This window comes from Burkholderia sp. MSMB1826 (assembly GCF_001526325.1).
GTDB lineage: Bacteria > Pseudomonadota > Gammaproteobacteria > Burkholderiales > Burkholderiaceae > Burkholderia.
The window spans coordinates 74,031-94,534 of the sequence record NZ_LOYN01000033.1; the positions used below are offsets into that span (position 1 = coordinate 74,031).

A 20,504-nucleotide genomic window follows, 5' to 3' on the forward strand; every position below is an offset into this window, starting at 1 on the left:
GCCAACCCACTGATCGCAGGCGTAGCAACCGGAAACGCGCACGAAAACTCATTCGCCGTCACGCCAGATGTTTCGCTTTCGGACACAGGCCAATACCTAGGTTCTCTTACGCTTCGCTATGAGACGGTGGCCGACAGGCGGCCGTCGCGCGGCCATCAAGATTCATATAGACGCGTAGCGAGTCCGACTCTGCTGCGTATTTCTCATCGCACAAGTTAAGAGGATTTTCATGAGCGCCATCAACAACGCCGTGGGCAGCGCCAACATTCAGGCCGATATCCAGCAGTTGGAATCCGACTTAAAAGGCGGCGGCAAGCTCGGTAACAATGATATTGAAAAACTGCTTGAACTGATTCTCGCCATCATCGAGCAAAAATTGAGTGGCGGTTCACAAGGCGCCGGCCCCAACAACAACGCCGGTGATGGCGGCGGCTCTACCGCGGCACCTGATTCGACGCAAAGCCCGGATACGACGCAAGGCGCGTCGAACGACAACGGCGCAGATCCGGCTGGTGGCTCGAACGACTTGCAGAGCCAGATTGCTTCGCTGCTTCAGGAGATTCTGCAGATGCTCCAGCAGTCGTCCCAAAGCGGCCAGGGGCTCGACCAGCAAACCGGACAAATCATTGACGATCTGCTGCAACTGCTTCAGCAAATTGAAGGTTCCCAAGGCGGCGGTCAAGCGGGCGGCAGCCAGCCTGGAGGCACCACCACTGGCGGTAGCGGTAGCGCTGCTGGCGGCGACCCGACATCGCAGATCCAAGCGTTGCTCTCTGACATCATCGAGCTCCTTCAACAGCTGCAAGGCTCGCAGACCAGCGGCTCCGACAACACCGGCAGCGCAGACGGCGGCGACGGCGGTGCCGGCGACCCTAGCAGCGCGAGCGGTGCGGGCGGTGCCACCGCCCCGGGCAACACCAACGGCGCCACCGACCCGAGCGCTCTCACAAACGAACTGCTCAAGCTGCTTGCACAACTGCTGCCTATGTTGAACAAGGCATCGCAAGAGCAAACGCAGAACGCCTAAAGCACGCCATCCATACCGCCCCGCCCGCTCGCCGTGAACTGCACCTTCTATCCGAACGCTGCGGTTCGCGGTGAGCGGGCGCATCAGGAGCACCTCATGAGCATATTTTCAAAAATCAAGCATGCGTTCCAGCATCTTGGGCACGATATTGAAAAAGTCGGAAAAGCAGTCGTGCATGGCGTCGAGCAGGTCGCTCATACGCTAGAGCACGACATCAAAAAAGTCTTACAGGACGCGCTCGCGATGACAGAAGCGCTAATGGTAGGCAATATGAAGCTCGCCATGCAGGACTTGCTCAAGACCGCCGATGATGTGGTTAAGACCGCAACGGACGTCGAGACCTCAGCCACCCTTGCGACGCTCCAGGGCTTGCAGGAACTGCATCTCGGCAAAGGGCTGGACAAGGCCCTCGCGGGCGTGGAAAAGGGTGTTAAAAGCGTCCAGAACGATGTCAACAAGGGGGTCGACGCCGCAGTGCAAGACCTGGTGTCGTCAGTGGAAGGAGTCATCGCTGGCTCTGTCAATGCGGTCAAAGACCTCGCGCATGGCAACTTCGGTGCGATGATGGGCGATCTCACCAAGGTCGGCGAGGACGCTCTGGAAGTCGCCGCTGACCTGACGCCCGAAGGACTCACAGCAACGGTGGCGGCCTCGACGCTGGCGGCGGCCCATATCGGCAGCGCGGCGCTTGACAACGCGATCGCAGGCGCCATGCACGGCGGCATCGGCCAGGTCGTCAAGGCAGTAGGCGAGACGGAAGTGAGCCAGCACGTGCAGGAACTTGCCGGCAAGGCCATCGCGCATACTGACCCGGACACCGCAACGGCTGCCGGAGGCACCCTTCTCGCGCTCGGTGCGATGGGCTCGGCATCGGGTGCACGCCGCTCGGCCCGTACCGGCAAATCAGGCGACTCGATTGGTGGGAAAGGCGACGAAAAATTGGCAAGCGGAGACGGATTGAACGGCGTCTCTGGTCAGAAGAACAAGGAGAAATTCGTCGCCGACGACGAGCCCAAAAGCGCGGTCGGCAAGAAGAACGAGGACGAAGCGACCAGCGGCAACGGGCCGAAGGGAACGGAGAAGTCGGACGACAAGGACAAGTCGAAAGACAAGAACGATAGCGACAAGGGTCAGGACGGCAAACGGGCAGGGTCGGCTCCGCCGGTACTCGATACGCTGCTGCTCAGCTATCTCGCAGACAACCACCGGCGTACTGATTGAAGCTCCTCCCGGGCGAGCAGATGGACGTATGAACATGCGGCCCGCACATTGTGCGGGCCGCAATTTATTGCGCCGGCACTGGAACGCGAGCGACACCAACTAGTCCGGGCGTTTCAACGTGTGCTGACGTAACCGAATTGCCGCTCAAAGCGACCGGACCGTTCTTGGCATTCATGGCGCTTGAGTCATTATTTGCAGCACTAGTACTGCCACTTGCCGGCGAAATCACGCGCGGCGTCAACAAAAACAATCGCTGAAAACGCTGCCCTTGGTGTTTCCGGTATCTAAACAGTCCACCGATCAGCGGAATCTTGGACAGTAGAGGTACCGCAGTTTGCGTATTATCGTCCTGATCCACCGAATATCCGGCGATGAGGAGACTGTCGCCTTCGTTGATGAGCGCTTGCGTGTCGATCGTGCTGTTGCTCACTACGGGCAACTGCCCCACCTGCTGATCCGTCAGCTTGCCGTCCTCGATGTGCACATCCATACGAATCTGCTCACCGCCCGCCGAACTCACGATTGACGGCAGCACCCGCAACGACACTCCAGCCGACACGCTGTACAGATCTGCGGACTGATAACCCGCAACCTGAATATAGAATGTCTGCTTGTTGTCCATCAGCGCTTCGACGTTGTCAAGGGTCTCCACTTTCGGGCTCGCCGTGATACGCGCCTGATCCGTCTGCTGCATCGCACTAATCCGCGTAAGGAGATAGCGTCCCGCGCCTCCGATCACGGCAGTCAGTACCCCGCCAGCCGGCGTCGCAAGTACACCTGCACTAGCGGAGTCGAACGGGTTGTTGAAGCCCTGCGGATCGAGCGACCCCGGATTTCCCGTCTGCGACCGCTGCCCGTTACCACTCTGAAAATCAACATGGCTCGAATGCAATCTCCAGTCGACACCGAGCTCCTGTAATGCGTTATCGGTGATCTCAATGATGTTGGCATCGATCTCCAGGATGCCCGGACGCGTATCCAGCGACTCAATCAACGCCCCGAAGGCAGCCATGTTTTCGGCTCGATCGCGCACCAGTATCGAATTGCTGCGCGAGTCGGCTTCGATGGCTGGTGTGCCTGATATGGGCTGTGCCTTGCCACGTTCGGCCGTGGATACCAAACCACCATCACGCGACGCGTAGGATGTCGCGCCGGAGTCGGCCATACCACCAGGGGGGGGTGGCACCACCCCATCACCGCTACCATATTGCGAACCAGAACCAAGACTTGGCAGCATCGGCAACGGCGGCGGACGACTGCCAGTTGCACGGCTTGCACGAGTTGCCATTCCCTCGTCCGACATCTCACGCACACTGGGAACACGATACGCGTCGCGCCGCGCAGGTGGCGCGTCTCCCAGCGCTTCCCCCCCACCGGCCGGCACACCTTCACCGTACAAAGCATGCAACAGCGAAGCGACGCCACGTACCGTAACATTTCGGCCGTTGACCGCGATGCTGCGGTCGGTCGCCCAGGCATAGTGCAACGGGAAGCGTTGCACTACGATCTTTGCCCCGGGGACCGAATCGTGGTCGATCAGATGCGCCACGTCCGTCACCAGCTCCACAAAACGTGGCGGACCGGCCACTACAGCCGTGCGGGTGACGCCGTCGTAGCGCACCGGAAAACGCGTATCCTCTATCTGAAGCCGACCGAGCGCTTTCCGCAACTCGTCGGTGCTTACGTGATTGAGACCGAGCGTTGCGCTGCGCGCTTCATTCGCACCGTAGATGCGTAGCACCGATCCATCAAAATACCATAGTATTCCAAACGATCCGGCCATTTGATCGAGAAAGCGTTGCGGTACTGAGTCAAAGCGGCCAGTCACCGTGCCCTCTACCTGCGGGGAAATCCATGTCATGACATGTTGGCTTGCACCAAAATCACGCAATACGTCCTTCAAATCCTTGTGGTCCGCAACATATTCAAAACGCACGCCGCGCCAAGCAACCATTTCAGCGTAAACCGGGGTCGTGGCGAACGTGCCAGCTACAGCCAGTGTCGCGCATAGAAAACGTACTCGAAAACCCACGCCGCGGCACACGCAAACCATAGCATTCATACTGTCCCCGCTTAGCGTTGGATAGTTTCCGACGGTGATTCGTTGAACTCACGCCGATAGCCCTTCGCCAGTGCGGAGCGACTTTTCAGGCCCCAACGGCTCGCGGTATCGAAGATTGAGCCTTGGTTTCGTTCGTCGTTCAACAGGTCGTTACGGATACTTTCGAGCCGAAGCTTGCGGATTAGTGCATGCGGAGACATTCCGATGGAACGCTTGAAGGCAAGTTGCAGAGCACGCTCGGTGACGTCAATGTGCGACGCGATTTCGCGGGTATTCAAATCAGCTCGGTCAAGATTTTCAATGATGTACCGATAAGCACGACGGTATTTGACAGTCAGACGAGCAGAAATATCGTCGGCAGGCAACGCGCGACTCGCGGCCGATTGTGTCACCCCAATTCCGTGCGCCTCACAGCGTAGGCAGCGCAGCGCCTCCGAAGCGTAGTTCGCGTAAAGCTTGAGAGCCTCGGCAGGATTGCCGCGCCACACCGCCAGCTTCGATACACAATATAGGTAGTCGAAATTGAAGCGGCGCGTGCCAGTATCAGCCTCGTCGCGACTTATCTTGGCAAGCACACAATCGGCAACGTCATCGAGTCCGCCTGCGAGACTGGCGAGAACGATATCGATTTTTGCCAAAAAAGCCTGACCAGAACCACGAAAATGCCTCGGTTGACTAACGAGTTCCACAAGGGGAGAAACGACACCACGCTCGCCATTCGCCATCATCGCGAGACGTTCGAGATATTCGTATCGTTGCACGAGTAGCACCGGCATCGGCGACAAAATATTTATTTCGGTAAGTTTACGCGTGATCTCCTCACGATCACCGGCACTCTGTGCTCTGGCCAGATGCGCAGACGTCCAGAATGCGTGATCATTCAGCGTCGTTGCCGTTCGAATACGCAACTGCACATCGAACTCTCTCGCTAGCAGTGCGATCACCAGACGCCACCCTGGCTCCTCGTGCGTGTCGGCAAGCTCGGCCGCTGTCAGCAACGCATCATCGGCGTCACGCTGGCGCCCCACCTGGTGGTGCACCAACGCTAACGCAATATGTGCTTCCAGAACATCGGCCACTGATGCAGCTTCATCGTGAACGATGCGCGCAAAACATTTGGCAGTGGCCCCATAACGATCGCGCATCATCAGCTGCCACCCGGCATTTCGACATGACAACACTCTCAGACGGCCATCTTCACCGACATTAAGCTTCTGTGCTCTTCGGTACATTTCTTCGGCATCCTGATCATAACCGAGAAGCAAAGAAGCATCAGCGACCGCTACGAGACGTGCATCATCCGAATTCACCAGCTTATGTGCCGGTCTTTCCAGCACGTCGTCAACCAGACAGTATGCTCGCTCCGAGGCACCCTCGAGCATAGCCTCCGCATATGCAGGCAGTTGATTTTTATGAGCGAACCCCGACAGCAGAGCAAAATAGACCGTTGAGAACATGATGATATCCCTTCATGGTATGTCCAATGGGGCGGGCGAGCGGTCCCGTCTTGCAACACCTTAGTTGCCGTAGGATCACCGACAACGAGACCATGGTAGAGACATCAAACCACCAAATTCTCAACAATCCACACAACACTCCACAACAATTTTCACTGCGCCAGGTTTCCGACCATCCCTTTTGTCAACGCATCGGACAGGGTACCAAGCTGTACATCCGTGACGACCTGGGAAGCAAATACGACCACGAGTGCGATCAACATCAGCAAACCTATAACGCCGCGCAACGGTTGGCTAAGCGAGGTGGGTTCGAGCCGGTCTGCCGCACGCGCAACGATGCCAAGACCGATATCGACCAATATCAGAACCAGCATCACCGGTGTGCCAAGTCTCGCAAGCGCCGTCCATATGGTATCAGTGCGCTGAATCAGAAATGTTTGAGCAGTATTCGCGAGCGACGGATAGAGCAAATAAGGTGGCCACCACTTGTACGACCGGAACAAAATACCCAATATGAACAACATTCCGCCGCCCGCGTAGAACAACGTCACCACGAGTTGCAGCAATAGCGTCGAAATAGGGGTGCTTTGATCGCCACGCAAAGGGTTAGTCATTTGGACATTGTTGAAACCCGCGAGGTCATCTATCAGGGTACCGAGCGATTGCGCGATCCAGAACACGGGTGCAGCGCTATATCCAAGGGCGAAGCCGAGAAATGCCTCCTTACACGCAAGTACCACGAGCATCCCGCTGGAAAACGATTCGAACGATTGCGGGGTCTGCCCCGCAGCGGCGAACATCGTCAACACATAGACGATGCCGTTGCGCGCGGTGCCCGGCAAAACGGTGTCGCTTGTGGCAGGAAGCAAAATGAACATCACCATGATCCGGATTCCCGCCAGGATCATCATCACGATCAGATTGTGATACGCATCGAACCAGCCTAGAAGCGCCTCGGCCCATGTGTGAAAAGGTGTCATAAGCCTCCTTCCGATCGATTATCTTGCGTAGCGACGCGCCAGAATGTTTTCGGCAGCCTCTTCGTCTGCGGCACATTCCGCTGCAACCGCAGCGGCGCACAACAACGTATCGAGTTTGCGGCGACATTCATCAACGGAACCTTCGGCACGCAACAACGCGGCCTGCAATTCCGCAACCTTGGCTTGCTGGCGCTCGAGCGCAGTTCGGCTATTACGTTCGACAGCGCGAGCTTCATCAAGCGCTTCCTTGAGCGGAATTCTCCACGCGTCATGCAACAGATACTGAGAAGTGGCGAAGCGCTCCGTACCGTCAAGCAGCGCAACTATCTGCGCCTCGTGCTCAACCTGCTCGGTCTGCGCTCGCGTGCGCAACTCCACGGCATCGCGCAGTACGGCCTCGCGCTCAGCAAGAAGCTGACGTTCACGCGTGAGGTCAGACTCGATACGTTCGCGACGCCGTTGCTTCGCCGCGACAATGACACGCCATTTTCGGACTCCAGGCGTCGTCATTATTCTGCGAAGCCGGCAACAAATGCATGAGTTGCATCTCCATCCGAAAACTCGTCGGTACGCTGGCTGAGGAACGCATCAATGGTATCGCGCTGTGCGAGCGCATCGTCGGCAAGCGGATCGGTACCCTGCTCGTATTCGCCCATTTGCAGCAGCAGTTCGATATCGTCGTATTTCGCCAGCAGCTTACGTATGCGCGCTGCGCCATCGCAATGCTCTGGCCTCGCAACTAGAGTCATCACCCGGCTCAGACTGTGTAACACGTCTATGGCCGGATAACGGTTACGCGCCGCAATTGCACGCGACAACACGAGGTGTCCATCAAGAATACCCCGCACCTCCTCGCTGATAGGATCGCTACCTTCTTCGTCTTCCGCGAGCACCGTATAGAATGCCGTGATCGAACCATAAGGCCCCATACCTGCGCGTTCGAGCAAGCGCGGCAATTCAGCAAAGATGGATGGTGGAAATCCACGTCGCGTCGGCGGCTCGCCGGCCGACAAACCGATCTCGCGCTGCGCTCGTGCGAAGCGTGTCAGCGAATCCATCATGAGCAGCACCCGCAAACCGCAATCGCGGAAGTACTCGGCAATCGCAGTGCCGACATACGCGGCCTTTGCACGCTCGATTGAAGAGCGATCCGAAGTCGCGCATACCACAACGCTACGGGCCATGCCTTCTTCACCGAGTATCAACTCGATGAATTCGCGAACCTCGCGACCGCGTTCGCCGATCAACACGATCACATTCACGTCGCAGGCCGCGCCGCGTGCCAGCATGCCAAGCAACGTACTCTTGCCAACGCCTGCTGGCGCAAAGATGCCTACCCGCTGTCCCTCACCTACTGTCATCAGCCCGTCTATTACACGCACACCGGTATGCAACGGTATCTCCACCATGCGTCGCGTCAGTGGATCAGGAGCGGAGGACATAACGGGGCGCGGCACTTCGCAGCATATAGGGCCAGCGCCGTCCATCGGTTCGCCAAGTCCGTCGAGGATACGGCCGAGCAACGCCTCCCCGACCGGTACCGACAGTGGGCGTCCAAGACCGACGACGCGGGTGGTACGTGCCAAACCAGCTACACTGCCAAATGGCGCCAGCAATGTGAATTGACGCGTGAAGCCGACAACTTCTGCGCGTTGCAACAACGCACCACGCTCATCGCGTAATTCGCACTGCTCGCCTAGCGTCGCGGCAAGTCCGCCTACTTTCAGTAGCGTTCCGACAGCCTCGACGACCTTGCCGTGACAAACGTTGCCGTCGGCAAGCGCTAACTCCTTACTCAAAGCGTCGACGAACTCGATGACTTCGTTCATGCCCGCACTCCGCTACTGGAAGAATGAACATCCTCCGCATCATCCCTGTCGTATTTCGCCACGGCACGTCGAATCGCGCAACCGATCGCATGCAACTGCGCAGGCAAGCCGGCTTCAATCAAACCATGGTCCCACTCGCACACACATCTACCCGGTTCGACCGATGTGTCGCCCACCACTTCTGGATTGATCGGCCATCGATGTTCTTCGCAGATTCGGCGAAATGCGTGGGTCGCGTCGCTGACATCCGCGGTCGCAACGCGGACGGTAAGAAACGAAGTGCCGTCGAGACTGCGCGAAAGCGTCGTCGCAATCTGCGCGAACAGGGTTTCGCGATCAGCGTCCCCGAGCACACGCGTAACCGTGTGCAGTATCACGTTGGCAATGCGCTCGCGCAGTGTCATCAGCAGTTCCCTCTCGTCAGCAGTGCGCTTCAGAAGCGACTCCTGCGCTTCGCACAAGGCACGGCGATGACCTGCTTGGTAACCGAGCCGTGCTGCATTGTCATATTTCGTCTGAGCCGCTTGCAGGACACGCTCGCTTTCGGTGGATGCGGCTTGCCGGATTGCGTCAGCATCGCGGTGCGCAGCCGCCAACAACTCATCAGCACGCCGCTCGAAGTGCTCCGACGCGCGATCAAGTTCATGCAGCTTTGCAAATTCCGACGTACTCAGCACGTCCTTATCGATACCGACACCGCCGTGCGGCATTCTTAGCCAAATAACCATTTCAGCTCCGGAAACAACATGCCAGCCGCTAGCAAAAAATCCGCCGATTCACGCGGATCATTCGGTTGATCGGGCCAGGCTCCGGCTGTTGGTGGCGTCACGGTGTAACTATCGTCCTGATCTAATGAAAATTCGATCAAGGTCCGCGCGTGCGCCAGCGTGAATACAGCGTCATGCTCGAACAGCTTCATTCCCGCACGCGCCATATTTTGTGCAGCGTGATCTGCGAGCAGATGGGTGACAAAATCCGCAGGATGCAATGCGTTCGCGGAGGGTGCGTTGACACCCTGTTGCGTAAGCATGGACACCACGTGCTCACCCACCACGTCGCATAGCGCTCGGCGCACCGATCCAGTGACAAGTTTGCGAAGCACAGCACGCGACGCATAGAGCGTGCGCCCGACAAGCACCCGACGCAAATTCATACTGTCAAGCAGCGCAAGACGATTAGCTCCGCCCATGAAAGCGCTGATGGGCTCCGGCGGCCCAAGCCAGACATCGCGTGCGATATACCAAGCGCGGATTGCGCTTCTTCCGCACGGCACACCCCATTGCCGGCACTGCCACGCGGCCCCACGCGACGCAGCCTCGCCGACGCGCGCCTCGTAGGCGCTTAACCAAACAAGCAACCGAGACACAGCCGGCTCATTGGCGTTTCCAGATGATGATTCACGGATCACGCTCATGTAGCTGCTCCGTTTGCGCGCTTTCCGAACCTCAAGCCCATGCCTTTCAACCTCGGGCCAAATCGCCACAGAAGCCACCCGAGTGCACCGGCCAGCACTGCGATAACAACAATGCCGCCCGCCCACACCCATCCGCGCGAAACGCGCGGCTCAACTGGCGGCGGCTCTGGGGCTGCCGTACCCGGCACCATCGTCACGCTAACGTTGTCGTAAGTGAGCCCTTCTACCGCATGCACGACCAAATTCTTCAAATTCGGTGTAAGCGCAGTGATGTCAGTGCCCGGTAAATATTTGATGAAAACGGCCGCAGACGCAGGTTTGACCGTCGTCGCGAGTGGATCATTGTTCGGCAGAACGATTTGTACATTCGCATACGCGACACCGTCTATCCGCGACAACACTTCAGATAGCTGCTGCGAAACACCGTAGATGAAACGCACCCGTTCCTCGGTCGGGGTCGAGATCAAGCCGTCCTTCTTGAACATGTCGCCGAGATTCTGGAAGCGCTGGCGCGGGAGGCCATGCGCACGTAGCACGTCCATGGCGCGGGCAAACTGGTCTCCGGTCACCACCACACTCCATGTCTTTCCGCCGTCGTCGCTCTGCTTGCTGGAATCAACATGGGCATCGAGCAATACTGCAAGCATGTCGTTGGCGTCGCTCTCGGACAGTTGCGCAAATAACTGCTTGCTGCACCCAGCCATCAGCCCGGCAACAATACACAGCATCGCGACCATGCGCGCCAGCTTGAGGTATGAAGCCATCTCGAATCGTCCTGTTGTTGTATTCGCGCGCTACTGGTTCTTCATCAACGTCTGGACCGACCCCTTCGCTCCCTGAGCAACCGCCTCGCCAACGTACAGCTTGCCGACCATCTCCGACACTTGCATTTGCACTTTGATCGACTGCGCGGTTGCTTCCTGCGGCGACATCAGAGCCGCGTCGCCAGCAAAACGATCGATATCGCCGCGTAGGTCTGCCAGCGCATGGTCTTCCTGGGTCACCAGTTCCGTCAACGCCGAAGGGCCGTGCCCATGCGGAGCACTTGGCGGAGCAAGACTCGCCGCATCAAGCTTGCTGCGAAACAAGTCGACTAACTCGGATCGAGGCGCCGGTACGACGCTGCCGGGCTGGCTACCGGCTGCTGGGCGGCTCACGCTTTGGTCGCGCGCAAGGGTAGAGACTCGGTCGAGCGGCGGCAATGGTGGAATCATCGAATTCATCAACCTCTCCTGGCTATGCGCGCAGATGGCGGTTCTGCATCAGCTGCTGCAACGCTCCGCTGTCGATCTGTGCCTCGGCAGTAACGGGCGCTGGTTGTTTTCCCAAAAGTGTCATCACGAGTTCGACGGAATCGGGATCTTCATTACGGGTCGCTACTTCGTTCGCATAGACTCGCCAGCTCGGATCATCGAGCCCGCACAGCGAAACCGCAAGCAGTGCCGAAACATATGGGCCGAACGATCCGCGCAGGTCGCGCTGTTCGAGCGTACGCAACAAGCGCACTGCCGAGGTGAAGTCGCGTCGGCGGATCATCATCCAAGCATCGTACGCATGCAACTCCACAAAGCCGGGACGCAATATATGAAGTGCGGCGAGCAGTCGCTCCGATTGGTCAATATAGCCTTGCTTGGCGCCAAACATCAGCGCCTCGATCAGTGCGGATACAAGCCGGTTACTACATTTCGTCAGGGACATGGTGCACTCCTTTTAGATCAAACGCCCGTGACCGCGTGTTTGCCGATCTGACAAACCCCTCGCGATAGCCGACGCTGGTCGAAACGTACCGTCCAAGCACTGCGGGCGCGGCGCATTGCAGCGAAGCCCAAGCGCAGCGAACGAAAGCCGTCGTTCGCCATTTCGCATCGGCCCCAATTCGCTTCCTTCGATTGAACCGCGATTATCGATCTTAGCTACGATTGGCCGACACTTCGCTACCAGACTCACACATTCGCGGCACCGACCCGTCGCCTCTGAGGATGTCGCGACAATTACCCAATCCAACTCCGCAAGGTACTTCGCGATGGCCGAGGAGAAGACCGAAGAACCCACCGAAAAGAAACTGCAGGATGCGCGTCGTGACGGTGAAACCGTGAAAAGCACGGATCTTCCGTTCGCAGCCATCCTGCTGGTCGCTTCGATCGGGTTTACGGTGGCCGGGTCGCACATGGCTGAGCAGTTAAAGCTCGTGATGCAGCGTGGTCTCGACATCGCTCGGATAAAGTCGCCCGATATGCCCTTGCACGACCTGCTGGTCGAGGCAGGCTTCCGCGCGCTGACGCTGGTGTTGCCAATCGCCGTCGCGGCGGCAATAACGGGCGTCGCAGCACTTGCCTCACAAGTTGGCTTGCAGGTCTCAACCAAGCCGCTGGAACCTAAGTTCGATGCGATCAACCCCGGATCCGGCCTGAAGCGCATTTTTTCGCTGCGCTCGCTCATCGACCTGGCGAAGACCGTTGTCAAGGCGATCGTGATTTCGGCCGTGATGTGGAAGACCATCGTGCTTCTCATACCGTCGATGCTCGGCGTCGTCTACGAACCGATCGATGCGATTGTGGACATCGCGTGGGGCACATTATGCAAAATCCTCGCCATCGCGGGCACCCTTTATCTCGTGATCGGCGTGATCGATTACGGCGTGCAGCGCTGGCTGTTCATACGCGATCATCGAATGACGAAGGATGAGGTCAAGCGCGAGCACAAGAACTCCGAAGGCGATCCGCATATCAAGGGCGAGCGAAGAAAGCTCGCCCGCGAGTTTGCCTCGTCCGGTCAACAGCAGCCAGTAAAGAACGCCAGCGTGGTTGTAGTGAACCCGACCCATTACGCCGTTGCCCTGCGCTATGTACCGTCGGAATGCGGCTTGCCATATGTGATTGCTAAAGGCGTCGATGCAGAAGCACGTGCGATCCGCGAACAAGCTTCTAGGTTTGGAGTCCCGATCGTTGGAAATCCGCCTCTTGCACGAGCACTATATCGCGTCGCGCTGGATGATTCGATCCCGGAGCCGCTGTTTGATGCGGTTGCCGCGGTTCTGGCGTGGGTCGACAACATCGGTGGACGGCGCGGTAGCGCAGAAGCCGCCAACTGATCGCCACGGAGAAATTCATGTTCAAGAATGTTCGCCTCAATGAGATCGGCGGCGAGGTCGGGATCGCATCGCTAATCGTTGCGGTGATTTCTCTGATGATTCTACCGTTACCACCATTTTTGATCGACGCACTGCTCGGCTTGAACATTACGATCAGTGTGCTTTTGCTGATGGTCACGATGTACATTCCGAACGCGACGTCGTTGTATTCGTTTCCATCGCTGCTGCTGTTTACGACGCTGTTCCGACTGTCCCTCAACATTGCGTCCACCAAGTCTATTCTGCTACACGCAGAAGCCGGCCATATTATCGAAAGCTTTGGCGAGTTGGTCGTCGGCGGAAACCTCGTGGTCGGGCTGGTGGTTTTCCTGATCATCGCGACAGTTCAGTTCATCGTGATCGCGAAAGGCTCCGAGCGAGTCGCTGAAGTTGGCGCACGCTTCACGCTTGATGCAATGCCCGGCAAGCAGATGAGTATCGACGCAGACGTACGCGCAGGCAACATCACCGCCGAGGACGCGCAACGCCGCCGCGGCATGCTGGCAATCGAGAGCCAGCTGCACGGCGGCATGGACGGCGCGATGAAATTCGTCAAGGGTGATGCGATTGCTGGTCTCGTGATCACACTGGTAAATATCCTCGCCGGCATTGTGATTGGGGTCAGCTATCATGGGATGACCGCCGGAGAAGCGGCGAACCGCTTCTCCGTGCTGTCGATAGGTGACGCGATGGTGTCGCAGATTCCGTCGCTACTGATCTCGGTCGCGGCTGGCATTCTCATTACACGCGTCGCCGACGAACATAGCAAACCGAGTTCGCTGGGCACGGAGATCTTGCGCCAGTTGTCGACCAGTTCTCGTGCACTGTACGGCGCTTCTGCGCTGCTAGGAGGCTTTGCGCTGGTACCGGGATTTCCGTCTGCTCTATTCGTTATGCTGGCCGTCGCACTTTTCACAGGTGGCCACGTCTTGCGTAAGCAATTGCTGCACAAGATGCCAAACTCGGGTCCCGAACTCGCGTCGTTGCGTACCGACGGTTACAAGGGCCACGCACCGACCGTCACTGCGCATCCTCCTGCATTTGCTGCGCCGCTCGCGGTGCGTCTCGCGCCACAATGCGCTGCCCAACTCGACATGGCGGCTTTAAACCGCGCCTTCGATGTGGTACGCCGCTCGCTCGTCAACGAGCTTGGCTTGCCTTTCCCCCGTACAGCCGTATGGACAGCCGTCGAAGTCCCGGGCACGTCGTATCAGATTCTGCTGCACGACGTCCCGCAGCCATCGATCGAACTTCCGACCGCCAAGGCTGGCTGGGAAGAGGCACTCGCCAACTCAGTCGGCGAAGCCGTGCGCCAGCACGCGCATCTTTTTCTCGGTCTGCAGGAAACCCAGTGGATACTCGAGCGAATCGGCACCGAATATCCCGGCCTCGTCGCAGAGGTTCAGAAGGTGGTGCCGGTGCTGCGTATTGCCGAAGTGCTCAAGCGCTTGCTCGAGGAGCAGGTGTCGATTCGCAACCTGCGGGCAATTTTCGAAAGTCTGGTGAACTGGGGGGCAAAAGAAAAGGATCTCCTTTTGCTCACCGAGTACGTGCGCGGCGATTTGGGTCGCTACATTGCACATCGCGCGACGGAAGGCACCGGCCGGTTATCTGCAATCGTGCTCGACGTCGAAGTGGAGCAGATCATCCGGCAATCGATCAAGCAAACACCTGCTGGAAATTTCCTTACGCTGGAGCCTCAACAGGTCGAGCAATTGCTCAAAACTATCGAAGAACTTGCTGGTTCGCGCCCGACCGAGCGCCTCGCGATCGTTACCTCGATGGATATTCGTCGCTACTTCAAGCGCATGATCGAGCAACGCCTGAAGTGGTTGCAAGTCTACTCGTTCCAGGAACTGGGTGATCAGGTTGATTTGCAGCCGGTCGGCCGCGTGGCATTCTGAGCGGAGAACGTACATGACACGCATTCGTTCCGCACGAGAAATCCGCATTACGTGGCCGTCGCCATCCGGCAACAGCTCAACGCGTCATACCGAGGAGTGCTCGGCTGCCATGAGCGACGCGAACGTCGACACCGGCCGTTTCAGCACCTTCTATGATGTTGCCCGACAACGCTCAAAGCACGATCACGTGAGCCAAACCGCTGACGGCGAACCACATAGTGGAAGTCGACAAACCCGCGAGGATGACACGGGCGGCGGCCCGGTCGCGATAGACGATATTGCCGAGACTATAGATCGAGCGCCATATCTGACTGTCCCACCGTTACCGCCGCTGTATCCGCTCACGAGTGCACTTCTCCAACTGCGCAAAAACTTCCGCTCATCTACGTGGGGCCCGCACGTGGTTGAAAGAAATTCAACAAGTTCAACAGCCTGCAGCCAATCTCGGCGGAATTCGGCAAACGAAGACACGGACGAACAATTTGGTATCGATATGATTCGCCGCTGCGCCAGAGCCGCTGAAGGCGATCTGCTCGCGCAACATCTAGCGGAACACGTCGCCGGCTTTTGCACGAGTCCCGCAGTCGACCGAACAGGTCAATGGGAGGTTTCGGTTGAATTAGACCCTGCCGTTCTCGCGAAAACGCAACTGCACTTGCGCCTTTCGGGCTTGGCTCTAGCCCTTCGTTTCGATAGCCACGATCCACGCTGCCGGCATTTAATCTGTGACAACATCAACGAGCTTAAAACCCGTCTGGAAGCACGCCTCGGTGGCCATATTGCGGTTGAAGTAACGGTTCTCTGAAGGAATCCCGATTATGTCATTGCCCGAAGGCTGTACTCGCATCGCTGATCGGCTGCGCCATTACACGCCGGCACTCGCCGGCTTGTCGCGCGTGCTCTTCGATACGCGCAGCCGGCCCGCCGTCCGCATGACGGCGACGCCTGCCGGGGGCTCGCAGACGCGCGGCGCGGCGAATGCAGGACATTTCGCTCACGTCGCGCGTTTGCGGATCGGTAGCGCCCAAGGTGACTTTTGCATAGCCGTCGATGTTAGTCGTTATGCGGCACTCCGCGCCATTTCGCTCGAAGAAGAAATCGAGCTTCGCGCCGCGCTGGCGAACGTTTGGCTCGCCGGCCCGCTCGAAATGCTCTCCGAACACGGAATCTCGCAAGCCGTCGTACAAGACTTCTCGCTCGACATCGAACAGCACGGTGACGACCTTGTAACCGGCGCACTTCATTTCGAGTACGAACAGGAGGGATGCATCCACAAGGCGATGCTGCTGGATGCATCGATCGCGCTCGAACGTCAGATCGCCGCGGCACGTGTGGCGCATACAGCCTTTCCCGCCTCATTCGCCGACCTTGCCAGCCTCACCGTTCCAACCCGCCTGCGTTTGCGCAGTCGCCACTGCAGTGCCGCGCTGCTGGCAACGCTGAGCGTGGGCGACGTTCTGCTTGGCTGGCCGCGCGCGGGGGGATACGCACATGGCGGCCCGCTTGAACATGCATGCTTGATGTGGGGTGCGTCGACCGGCCGCACCGCTTGCGCGCAGGCCCGCGTCGACGGACGCGACATCATTCTTCAATCTATTCCAGCGATGACGAGCCACGACTTCGATCTTTCTATCTCGCCCCACTTCGAGTCTTCCGGTGCAGTCCCGACAGCAGACCATCCAGTCGATCTCAACGAAGTCGAGTTGCCGGTTCACATCGAAGTGGTGACCGTCAACCTCACGCTCGCGCAAATTGCGGCACTGCAGCCTGGACATATCCTGACGCTGCCGCTGGCGCTTGCCGACGCCGAGATCCGCCTCGTCGCCCACGGGCAAACCCTGGCGCTCGGCGAACTCGTTGCGGTGGGAGACAACCTAGGTCTTCAAATCCAGCACATTGCTAGCTCAAATGAACGGCACTCCTGACATCGCATCGCTACTGGTCGCCGCAGCGGCGCTCGCGATATTGCCCTTTGCCGCCATGGTGGTCACGTCGTACACAAAGATCGTCGTGGTGCTGGGCCTACTGCGCAATGCCCTAGGATTGCAGCAGGTGCCGCCAACGTCCGTACTCAATGGCGTGGCGATCATGGTGTCTTGCTTCATCATGGCGCCGGTCGGCATGGACGCAATGCATCGCGCTCAAATCGCGGGCGAGCCTGCTTCAGGAGCACAGGTGATGCCGTTGCTGGACGCCGCGCGCGAACCATTCCGTGTGTTTCTGAAGAGCCATGCGTCTGAGCGAGAGAAGGTATTCTTCTTGCGCTCGGCACGTGAAATCTGGCCGCCAGAGCGCGCCGCCGAACTCAAGCAGGACGATCTGATCGTGCTTGCACCAGCGTTCACACTGAGCGAGTTGACTGCCGCATTCAAGATGGGCTTCCTGCTGTACCTGGCATTTATAGTTATCGATATCGTGATCGCCAACGTTCTCATGGCGCTTGGACTGTCTCAGATCAATCCGACCAACGTTGCGATTCCGTTCAAGTTGCTACTGTTCGTTTCAATGGACGGATGGTCGACTCTGATCCACGGGCTTATCTCCAGCTACCGGTGATGCCATGGAATATGACACGATAACTCATCTAACCACGCAGGCACTCACGCTTTGCTTGATGGTGTCATTGCCGCCCGTAGCGGTCGCCGCCATAACTGGTCTACTGATCGCCTTTATTCAGGCAGTCACTTCACTGCAAGATTCCAGCATTTCGCAAAGCATGAAGTTGGTCGTCGTGACCATCGTCATTGTGGTCACCGCACCTTGGGGGGCAGCTGCCATCCAGAATTTTGCACGCACGCTCGTACAAGTGATGTTCCCATGAGCATTCAACGCATCGGCAGCAGCTACACGCAGCCAGATCTGTCCCAGGAGACGGAAGCGCTGCAGCAGCAGGACTCACCTATCTCCCTGCACCATCGCCACCACGCACTCGCACGTCAGAAACGACCTTCGCTCCGGAAACGCCGAAACGCGGAAAGTCCGGACGCGAATGACCCAGCCGCCGAGAGCGAAGAACTTCTGATGATGCTTGACCAGCATCTGCGCCGCGACCAAACCGGCTCCTTGAAAGTAGATACGCGCGACTCGCGCGGCAGCCAGCACGGCTTTGAGCAAGACGAACATTCAGCTTCTGGGCAGGCTGACGGAAACCTTCCCTCTCCGGACATCCAGCAGAATCTGCCGGTGAGCGCACTGCCTATGCATCTGGAGCCACGCAATGCACGTGATGAGTCAGTGTTGTTGCGGGATTGGAACGCGGCCGCAAGCGGCAAGCTCGACGGCTCAAGTCAATCCCCTACCGAATTGGCCGAAACCGCATTCCTCGTAGCGCTCACGCCGCGTACACGCCGCGCCGCCTCAGCAGCTGCTAGTCAGGTGAGCCGTACAACGGGCCAGACGTCGGTCGGACCGTCGTCGCACATTCTGTCGCATATCAACACATCGAAGTCGGCCGACGATGAATCCACGCGCGATCAGACAACTTATCGCGTGCTTGCCATTATGCGCGAGTTCATGCGGATGCCGACCGATGCGCGCAAGTCGCACACAACACTTGCGCAAATTCGCGATCGGTTAGTGAACGCAACGATCGCCGTGCGCAGTGCGCCGGGCTCTGGACTGCGTCCACTTTCGCCGGCAGAAGAATCGATGAACCTGCTGTTGCCCATTGCGCTCCTCAATCTCGGCCGCAGCCGCACACGAGCCGGCCGCGCAATGGGGATGTCAGCCCTCGCCGCGTTGATCAGGCACGGTCGCGGATGGTAACGACGGGCTCCTTCCCGCCATTCTCACAGTCAAGGGGTTTCGCTCATGTCCAAAGAAATTCGCGTACTCACCGGCTTCCATGCTGGAGCACAGATAAAGTTGATTCCAACAGCGATGTCGATCGGCGCAGAGCCAGAAGTAGACATCCTGATCACGGATTGGAGCGAAGGCACCATGCAGCTAGTCGCAAATTCTGAGGATACCCTGATGATTGGTATGCGAAATGATCCGTCCAGCGCCATCGTGATGGAAGACTTTGTACCGCAACGTTTTGGTGATGTCGTGATATGCGCCGGACCATTCGATGCGAGCTGGCCGTCCGATTTTCAGTTGATGGAACGGATGTTCTCACCGCATGTTGAACGTCGAAAGTATGACGGCGAGGAAGCAGACGGTATCGCGCCCGCCGGTCCCCCTCCCTTGTACGCACTGAATCGGGAGCGTCGCTCACCATGGGCTCGTGCGGGTATTGCCGCGCTGCTCGTCGGATCCATGGGCGCTGCGGCCATGGCATTGCCCACAGGCAAGAATTCGCAAACAACCACCCAGCCGCAAACGCGGCCGACAATCTCCGACGTCCGCCAGGTGATCGCACAGATGCATGAGACGGATCTCACGGTCACCCAGCAGCCGGACGGCTTCGTCGTGACCGGCATCGTTTCGAATACGGCGAACGCGCGCACACTGCACGCCGCCCTTCGAGCACTCGCCGTCAATCGCCTGGATTGGAGCGTGCGCACCGGTGATGAAATCGCAAACGCACTCGCCGAGTCACTGCACGAGCCCAACGTGCAAGTGCGATACGTAGGTCAGCGGCGCCTCGAAGTTAGCGGCGCTGCGCGCCGGCCGGCGAGTGTGCGGGATGTGGTCGATCGCTTTCGCAGCGATATCGGGCCGCTGGTGTCAAACATCAACGTAAGCGTTGACCGTACCGATGACCTGATCGTAGCAGGCAACGTCGATTCTGCGCTGTCGTCAGACACCGTGAAGTACGTCGAAACGAGCGACGGCACGAAGAACTTTCTCTCAGACATTCCTTCCCGCGATCTGATTCATTAAGGATAACGAAAATGTACGAAGCGATGACCGAACGAATGATCGATGTGCTGGCAGACCTCCCGCAAGCTCTGGCACAACCGGCTCGTCATACCGAGGTAAGCGAATTGGCGAACGCGCTGGATATGGTCGCCGACTCCGTGGCCTCGAACTCGACAGATATCTCAAGCAACGAAGCACAGGCGGGACGTATCGTTGTAGACGGATTCCGCGCCGCGGCACAACTGTGCCGTAGCGCAATCGTGTAGTAACGCCTTCATCGTGGCGCATATGGTTCATGTGCCGCGATGAAAGCAAGTCGTGCCGGACCCGCAAGGTCAGCACATTTTCCAGCGCTCCGCATGAAGCAGAGCAATGTTAATGCAATCCGCTGTTTACTTTCTAGGAGAATCAGAATGCCGAAAGCCGCACAAGCAACCGCTGCAGGTGGTACCGGGGCCTCGATCGCTGACATCTATCAGGCAATGGAAGAAGAGAACGAGATCAACCGTGCTAACACGATCGCGAAGCTGACGACGATGGGGCCGAAGGCCGCGAAGGATATCGTCGGCTAAGCGTTCCGGCGCGCCATCGGGCCGCGCATGGTGCGCCGGTTGGAGGTCTCTCGCGGCCTCCAACCGGCTTTTTTGAAGTCTGATTGTATCGCTCGGACGGCTGAA

Annotated in this window: 22 protein-coding genes; 12 read left to right on the plus strand and 10 right to left on the minus strand. The window is 58.3% G+C overall.

Annotated elements, in window-relative coordinates; genetic code table 11:
* Window positions 1–229: 229 nt before the first annotated feature.
* Both WS95_RS21700 and WS95_RS21705 read left to right on the plus strand, forming a co-directional pair.
* Entirely contained in the window at window positions 230–1,027 is a 798-nt protein-coding gene (locus WS95_RS21700) for a hypothetical protein (RefSeq protein ID WP_059825781.1), read from the plus strand.
* Window positions 1,028–1,123: 96 nt separating this feature from the next.
* Window positions 1,124–2,248 carry a hypothetical protein gene (locus WS95_RS21705; protein ID WP_156444556.1) on the plus strand — a complete coding sequence of 375 codons (1,125 nt, stop codon included), beginning with the start codon at window positions 1,124–1,126 and terminating at the stop codon, window positions 2,246–2,248.
* Window positions 2,249–2,312: 64 nt separating this feature from the next.
* On the opposite strand, the gene sctC is transcribed toward WS95_RS21705, so the two are convergent.
* From sctC to WS95_RS21755, 10 genes are all read right to left on the minus strand, one after another.
* Window positions 2,313–4,310 carry a type III secretion system outer membrane ring subunit SctC gene (sctC, locus tag WS95_RS33900; RefSeq protein ID WP_257139925.1) on the minus strand — a complete coding sequence of 666 codons (1,998 nt, stop codon included), beginning with the start codon at window positions 4,308–4,310 and terminating at the stop codon, window positions 2,313–2,315.
* Between the two features lie 11 nt (window positions 4,311–4,321).
* Window positions 4,322–5,767 carry a helix-turn-helix transcriptional regulator gene (locus WS95_RS21715; RefSeq protein ID WP_063890174.1) on the minus strand — a complete coding sequence of 482 codons (1,446 nt, stop codon included), beginning with the start codon at window positions 5,765–5,767 and terminating at the stop codon, window positions 4,322–4,324.
* A 152-nt stretch (window positions 5,768–5,919) separates the two neighbouring features.
* Window positions 5,920–6,747, minus strand: coding sequence for a type III secretion system export apparatus subunit SctT (gene sctT / locus WS95_RS21720; protein WP_059825789.1), 828 nt, complete (start codon window positions 6,745–6,747; stop codon window positions 5,920–5,922).
* Between the two features lie 18 nt (window positions 6,748–6,765).
* Complete coding sequence (locus WS95_RS21725; RefSeq protein WP_059825791.1) at window positions 6,766–7,257, minus strand: hypothetical protein; 492 nt, start codon at window positions 7,255–7,257, stop codon at window positions 6,766–6,768.
* On the minus strand, window positions 7,257–8,576 hold the full coding sequence (locus WS95_RS21730; protein ID WP_059825794.1) for a FliI/YscN family ATPase: 1,320 nt from the start codon (window positions 8,574–8,576) through the stop codon (window positions 7,257–7,259). Before WS95_RS21730 ends, WS95_RS21725 begins: the two co-directional genes overlap by 1 nt.
* Window positions 8,573–9,304, minus strand: coding sequence for a type III secretion system stator protein SctL (gene sctL / locus WS95_RS33905; RefSeq protein WP_082746983.1), 732 nt, complete (start codon window positions 9,302–9,304; stop codon window positions 8,573–8,575). The genes WS95_RS21730 and sctL overlap by 4 nt, the downstream gene beginning before the upstream one ends.
* Window positions 9,289–9,990 (minus strand): type III secretion protein HrpB4, encoded by a 702-nt coding sequence (locus tag WS95_RS33910; protein ID WP_179950216.1) that lies wholly within the window; start codon window positions 9,988–9,990, stop codon window positions 9,289–9,291. The genes sctL and WS95_RS33910 overlap by 16 nt, the downstream gene beginning before the upstream one ends.
* On the minus strand, window positions 9,987–10,754 hold the full coding sequence (gene sctJ / locus WS95_RS21745) for a type III secretion system inner membrane ring lipoprotein SctJ (protein ID WP_059825803.1): 768 nt from the start codon (window positions 10,752–10,754) through the stop codon (window positions 9,987–9,989). Before sctJ ends, WS95_RS33910 begins: the two co-directional genes overlap by 4 nt.
* 30 nt (window positions 10,755–10,784) lie before the next feature.
* Entirely contained in the window at window positions 10,785–11,213 is a 429-nt protein-coding gene (locus tag WS95_RS33915) for a hypothetical protein (RefSeq protein WP_082746985.1), read from the minus strand.
* 13 nt (window positions 11,214–11,226) lie between these two features.
* On the minus strand, window positions 11,227–11,688 hold the full coding sequence (locus WS95_RS21755; protein WP_059825807.1) for an HrpB1 family type III secretion system apparatus protein: 462 nt from the start codon (window positions 11,686–11,688) through the stop codon (window positions 11,227–11,229).
* A gap of 325 nt (window positions 11,689–12,013) precedes the next feature.
* Here WS95_RS21755 and sctU point away from each other — a divergent pair, with 325 nt between their 5' ends.
* The 10 genes from sctU (at window position 12,014) to WS95_RS35385 (ending at window position 20,399) form a co-directional block, all read left to right on the plus strand.
* Window positions 12,014–13,081 carry a type III secretion system export apparatus subunit SctU gene (gene sctU, locus WS95_RS21760; RefSeq protein WP_059825809.1) on the plus strand — a complete coding sequence of 356 codons (1,068 nt, stop codon included), beginning with the start codon at window positions 12,014–12,016 and terminating at the stop codon, window positions 13,079–13,081.
* 17 nt (window positions 13,082–13,098) lie between these two features.
* Window positions 13,099–15,024: an FHIPEP family type III secretion protein gene (locus WS95_RS21765; RefSeq protein WP_059825811.1), complete on the plus strand. Its 1,926-nt coding sequence runs from the start codon at window positions 13,099–13,101 to the stop codon at window positions 15,022–15,024.
* 109 nt (window positions 15,025–15,133) lie between these two features.
* Complete coding sequence (gene sctP, locus WS95_RS33920; protein WP_179950217.1) at window positions 15,134–15,829, plus strand: type III secretion system protein SctP; 696 nt, start codon at window positions 15,134–15,136, stop codon at window positions 15,827–15,829.
* Between the two features lie 13 nt (window positions 15,830–15,842).
* Window positions 15,843–16,949, plus strand: coding sequence for a type III secretion system cytoplasmic ring protein SctQ (gene sctQ / locus WS95_RS21770; protein ID WP_082746987.1), 1,107 nt, complete (start codon window positions 15,843–15,845; stop codon window positions 16,947–16,949).
* A complete protein-coding gene (sctR, locus tag WS95_RS21775; RefSeq protein ID WP_059825816.1) occupies window positions 16,933–17,580 on the plus strand; it encodes a type III secretion system export apparatus subunit SctR in 648 nt (215 codons plus the stop codon). The genes sctQ and sctR overlap by 17 nt, the downstream gene beginning before the upstream one ends.
* Window positions 17,581–17,584: 4 nt before the next feature.
* Entirely contained in the window at window positions 17,585–17,845 is a 261-nt protein-coding gene (sctS, locus tag WS95_RS21780) for a type III secretion system export apparatus subunit SctS (protein ID WP_059825821.1), read from the plus strand.
* Window positions 17,842–18,789, plus strand: a complete 948-nt coding sequence (locus tag WS95_RS35090) for a hypothetical protein (protein ID WP_156444557.1) — start codon at window positions 17,842–17,844, stop codon at window positions 18,787–18,789. The genes sctS and WS95_RS35090 overlap by 4 nt, the downstream gene beginning before the upstream one ends.
* 45 nt (window positions 18,790–18,834) lie before the next feature.
* Window positions 18,835–19,848 carry an HrpD5 family protein gene (gene hrpD5, locus WS95_RS21790; protein ID WP_156444558.1) on the plus strand — a complete coding sequence of 338 codons (1,014 nt, stop codon included), beginning with the start codon at window positions 18,835–18,837 and terminating at the stop codon, window positions 19,846–19,848.
* An 11-nt stretch (window positions 19,849–19,859) separates the two neighbouring features.
* Window positions 19,860–20,093: a hypothetical protein gene (locus WS95_RS21795; RefSeq protein ID WP_059825829.1), complete on the plus strand. Its 234-nt coding sequence runs from the start codon at window positions 19,860–19,862 to the stop codon at window positions 20,091–20,093.
* Between the two features lie 147 nt (window positions 20,094–20,240).
* Window positions 20,241–20,399, plus strand: coding sequence for a hypothetical protein (locus tag WS95_RS35385; protein ID WP_179950218.1), 159 nt, complete (start codon window positions 20,241–20,243; stop codon window positions 20,397–20,399).
* Window positions 20,400–20,504: the final 105 nt, after the last annotated feature.

Excerpts from the sequence above, each read along its gene's own strand:
- WS95_RS21700 (WP_059825781.1), top strand. The coding sequence starts at position 230 with ATGAGCGCCATCAACAACGCCGTGGGCAGCGCCAACATTCAGGCCGAT.
- WS95_RS21705 (WP_156444556.1), top strand. The coding sequence starts at position 1,124 with ATGAGCATATTTTCAAAAATCAAGCATGCGTTCCAGCATCTTGGGCAC.
- sctC (WP_257139925.1), bottom strand. The coding sequence starts at position 4,310 with ATGAATGCTATGGTTTGCGTGTGCCGCGGCGTGGGTTTTCGAGTACGT.
- WS95_RS21715 (WP_063890174.1), bottom strand. The coding sequence starts at position 5,767 with ATGTTCTCAACGGTCTATTTTGCTCTGCTGTCGGGGTTCGCTCATAAA.
- sctT (WP_059825789.1), bottom strand. The coding sequence starts at position 6,747 with ATGACACCTTTTCACACATGGGCCGAGGCGCTTCTAGGCTGGTTCGAT.
- WS95_RS21725 (WP_059825791.1), bottom strand. The coding sequence starts at position 7,257 with ATGACGACGCCTGGAGTCCGAAAATGGCGTGTCATTGTCGCGGCGAAG.
- WS95_RS21730 (WP_059825794.1), bottom strand. The coding sequence starts at position 8,576 with ATGAACGAAGTCATCGAGTTCGTCGACGCTTTGAGTAAGGAGTTAGCG.
- sctL (WP_082746983.1), bottom strand. The coding sequence starts at position 9,304 with ATGGTTATTTGGCTAAGAATGCCGCACGGCGGTGTCGGTATCGATAAG.
- WS95_RS33910 (WP_179950216.1), bottom strand. The coding sequence starts at position 9,990 with ATGAGCGTGATCCGTGAATCATCATCTGGAAACGCCAATGAGCCGGCT.
- sctJ (WP_059825803.1), bottom strand. The coding sequence starts at position 10,754 with ATGGCTTCATACCTCAAGCTGGCGCGCATGGTCGCGATGCTGTGTATT.
- WS95_RS33915 (WP_082746985.1), bottom strand. The coding sequence starts at position 11,213 with ATGAATTCGATGATTCCACCATTGCCGCCGCTCGACCGAGTCTCTACC.
- WS95_RS21755 (WP_059825807.1), bottom strand. The coding sequence starts at position 11,688 with ATGTCCCTGACGAAATGTAGTAACCGGCTTGTATCCGCACTGATCGAG.
- sctU (WP_059825809.1), top strand. The coding sequence starts at position 12,014 with ATGGCCGAGGAGAAGACCGAAGAACCCACCGAAAAGAAACTGCAGGAT.
- WS95_RS21765 (WP_059825811.1), top strand. The coding sequence starts at position 13,099 with ATGTTCAAGAATGTTCGCCTCAATGAGATCGGCGGCGAGGTCGGGATC.
- sctP (WP_179950217.1), top strand. The coding sequence starts at position 15,134 with ATGAGCGACGCGAACGTCGACACCGGCCGTTTCAGCACCTTCTATGAT.
- sctQ (WP_082746987.1), top strand. The coding sequence starts at position 15,843 with ATGTCATTGCCCGAAGGCTGTACTCGCATCGCTGATCGGCTGCGCCAT.
- sctR (WP_059825816.1), top strand. The coding sequence starts at position 16,933 with ATGAACGGCACTCCTGACATCGCATCGCTACTGGTCGCCGCAGCGGCG.
- sctS (WP_059825821.1), top strand. The coding sequence starts at position 17,585 with ATGGAATATGACACGATAACTCATCTAACCACGCAGGCACTCACGCTT.
- WS95_RS35090 (WP_156444557.1), top strand. The coding sequence starts at position 17,842 with ATGAGCATTCAACGCATCGGCAGCAGCTACACGCAGCCAGATCTGTCC.
- hrpD5 (WP_156444558.1), top strand. The coding sequence starts at position 18,835 with ATGTCCAAAGAAATTCGCGTACTCACCGGCTTCCATGCTGGAGCACAG.
- WS95_RS21795 (WP_059825829.1), top strand. The coding sequence starts at position 19,860 with ATGTACGAAGCGATGACCGAACGAATGATCGATGTGCTGGCAGACCTC.
- WS95_RS35385 (WP_179950218.1), top strand. The coding sequence starts at position 20,241 with ATGCCGAAAGCCGCACAAGCAACCGCTGCAGGTGGTACCGGGGCCTCG.